We start from the raw sequence: 3,109 nt of genomic DNA, 5'->3' as shown, positions 1-3,109 counted from the left end.
CTCGTCCGGGATGCGCATACCACACCAACGAGCATCAGGACGGGAAGCAACATCTTGATTCCCTGCAAGCCCTTAGGAGGTGAGCACGGCTTTACCCAGGCCTGGCAAGATTCAACTCCATCTGTAGGAAAGGAGATTGACTTGCCGGAACATCATAGAAGATGATCTCCACCTCACAAGATGGAGGATCCTATGAAGAAGACCACTGCCGTTGTCGCAATGACTGGGATGCTGATGGCTGGCGCAGCTGCGCCTGCCATGGCGGGAGGCAACTGCGGGTATCGCACTTCGTGCACCTCGCTGAGCAACGGGAAGCTCACCATATTCCTGGCGACGGGCACAGTGGCGAACTATCTCAGCCCTTCGGTGACCTACCAGAAGACCGGCGGCTCTGCGGTCACGGTCCGCCTCGGGTACGCCTACAACGGCTCCGACCACTGGGGTAGCTGGTACACCCAGTCTGCTGGTACCACCAAGAACAAGACGTGGTCCAACGCCTACTACATCAGCGGGTGCAGGTCGGCCGTGGGCCTGCTGGATGCAGCCAACCAGCAGCAGTTCCAGACGCCCCCCGTCACCAGCTGCTGACAGCAAGCTACACCGGGCCGCCCTCTCCCGCAGGGGGCGGCCCTGTCGCGCGGCGCCGTTACCTGTTCCCACCTCCGAACGAGGCCCCTTCCGTTGATCAGCGCAATACTTAACGGCAATCCCTGGCTGCTGCCGTCTCTCCTCTGCATTGGTCTGCTCCTCAGCACCGCCATACTGTTCCTCGCCCGTCGGCGCAGCTTGTCCCAGCTGGCGGCCTTTGCCTTCGGGTGGGCCCTGGCCGGAGAGCTCGTCCTCACCTTGTACCCCGTGCACTCCACCGTTTCCGGCGGTCTGTGTACGGTCAATAGGGATGCCCTGGGGCCTCTGACGACCCAGCAGGGACTTTTGAATGTCGCCCTGTTCATCCCGGTCGCCTGCCTCGGGACTCTCCTCTTCCGCCGTCCTGCAGTGGTGCTGGCCGCAAGCGCACTGCTGTCGGTGGGCACTGAGCTCCTGCAGTCGACGCTGCCCGTTCTGGGACGCGCTTGCACCAGTGAGGACTTGATCGCCAACTGCCTCGGGGCTCTCCTGGGCACAATGATGGGCGTCTTGCTGTCGCTGCCGCCACGGGCTTCACGTCCGGACAAAGCACCTGGCACCTCCAAGGTGCTGAGCAGTCAGGACTTCGTGCAGGGCGGCAAGATTCTCGCGACCGGAGTCGCCGCAAGCCTCCTGGTCGGGGCACTCACCGTGACTCCGGTACTGGCCGAGGTCACCGAACTGACCCAGGCCACGCGCGAGCAGCGGCGGACCGCGGAGGCCCTGGTACGAGACGTGTGGGGTCCGCAGGCCCGCGTGGCCAACGTGCAGTACAAGGCTGCCGACCCGACCGTGCCCGGCAGTCAGGGACAGACCATGGTTACCCTCAGGGACGGCTCCCTGAGCTTCACCGACGGCGCCCGCTTCATCAGCGGGTCCACATTCGGCAAGAGTGGACCCGGCGTGCCGGCCCGCTCAGTCCGCACCGCAGAGCAAAGCATCGAGCAGGCGACCGCCTTCGTCCGCCCGCGCTTCCCCTGGGCACTGGCGAACGGCAGCAAGGTCACGGCGACCCCCACGGCACCGGGCACCGGGCAATTCACCGTGGCCTGGCGCGAGCGCAAGCAGGGGGCGCTCATGCCGATGCGCATGGACGTCGTCGTGGAGCCCGACGGCAGGATCTCCGCGTTCACCGGACGAAACGAACAAGGACCCGCAGTCCTCCCCCCACACCGCGTCACGGCTCAGCAGGCCCGCGCAACGGCACAGGACCGAGTGCCCCAGGGCCGCTTCACCGAATCTGAGTTGATCGTGAAGAAGGACCCCCAGGGGGCATGGGCGATGTTCTGGCTCATAGGCTTCGCTCTCCCCGATCCTCCTGCACCAACCGTTCCGAACGGGACGACGCCGGAGCCGGCGGAACCACAAGGCATCGTCATCGTGGTACATGCCGACACCAGGAAGGTCATGGACGGTCCCCCCAGCGAGGCACCCTGACCACACATGAGTGCGTTCCGAGCCCAAGAACACCGACGGCTCTCCTGCATGAAGGCGATTGTCGACGTACTCGTGAAACGTTCACTCGTACGCGGACAGCTGTCTGCTAAGGGCTTGCAGGGAATCAAGGTGTTGCTTCCCGTCCTGATGCTCGTTGGTGTGGTACGCGCATCCCGGACGAGAATCGTGACCAACTCGCGGTGAAGTTTGCGGTGTTGTTGCCGCATCTGGACGAGCGTCAGCGTCGGTTGCTGCTGGCTGCTGAGGCCCGGGTCCTGGGTCACGGCGGCGTCCGGGCTGTCGCGCTGGCGGCCTCGGCGAGTGAGACGACGGTCCGCAAAGGCGTGTTCGAGCTGGAGGCCGGCGAGGAGCCCTTGGGCCGGGTTCGGCGTCCGGGGGGAGGTCGCAAGCGGGTCGCGGAACTTGATCCGGGGCTGCGGTCGGCTCTGTTGGCGTTGGTGGAGCCGGAGGTGCGGGGTGATCCGATGTCGCCGCTGCGATGGACGGTGAAGTCGACCCGCGTACTCGCGAGGGAACTGACCCGGGCCGGGCACCGGGTCAGTGCCGACACCGTTGCCGATCTGCTGCGGGAGGAAGGCTTCAGTCTGCAGGCCAACGCCAAGACGCCCGAGGGCGGCCAGCACGCCGACCAGGACGCACAGTTCCGCTACCTCAACGAGCAGGCCCGCGAGCACCGGGACGCCGGCCAGCCGGTCATCAGCGTGGACACCAAGAAGAAGGAGCTCGTCGGCGAGTTCAAGAACGACGGCCGCCAGTGGCGTCCGGCCGGTGATCCGGTGCTGGTGAACATGCACGACTTCGCCGACCCGAAGCTGGGCAAGGCGATCCCGTACGGGGTCTACGACCTGGCGGCGAACACCGGCTGGGTCAACGTCGGCACCGATCACGACACCGCAGCGTTCGCGGTGGAGTCGATCCGCCGCTGGTGGAACGGACAGGGCCAGGTTTCCTATCCGCAGGCGACACGGCTCCTGATCACGGCAGACGCGGGTGGCTCCAACGGCTACCGCACCCGGGCCTGGAA

At 65.7% G+C, this 3,109-nt stretch carries 3 protein-coding genes; all 3 read left to right on the top strand.

Annotated features, from left to right (window positions below; all coding sequences use genetic code 11):
• The first annotated feature begins 192 nt into the window (after positions 1-192).
• Positions 193-588, top strand: a complete 396-nt coding sequence (locus LG634_RS37470; RefSeq protein ID WP_226741010.1) for a hypothetical protein — start codon at positions 193-195, stop codon at positions 586-588.
• A gap of 93 nt (positions 589-681) precedes the next feature.
• Positions 682-2,064, top strand: coding sequence for a VanZ family protein (locus LG634_RS37465; protein ID WP_226741009.1), 1,383 nt, complete (start codon positions 682-684; stop codon positions 2,062-2,064).
• A gap of 170 nt (positions 2,065-2,234) precedes the next feature.
• A partial coding sequence (locus tag LG634_RS37460) for an ISAzo13 family transposase (protein ID WP_443729032.1) occupies positions 2,235-3,109 on the top strand: 875 nt, incomplete at its 3' end.

The organism is Streptomyces bambusae (assembly GCF_020532645.1).
GTDB classification, from domain to species: domain Bacteria; phylum Actinomycetota; class Actinomycetes; order Streptomycetales; family Streptomycetaceae; genus Streptomyces; species Streptomyces bambusae.
This window is presented reverse-complemented; position numbering and strand designations above follow the sequence as displayed.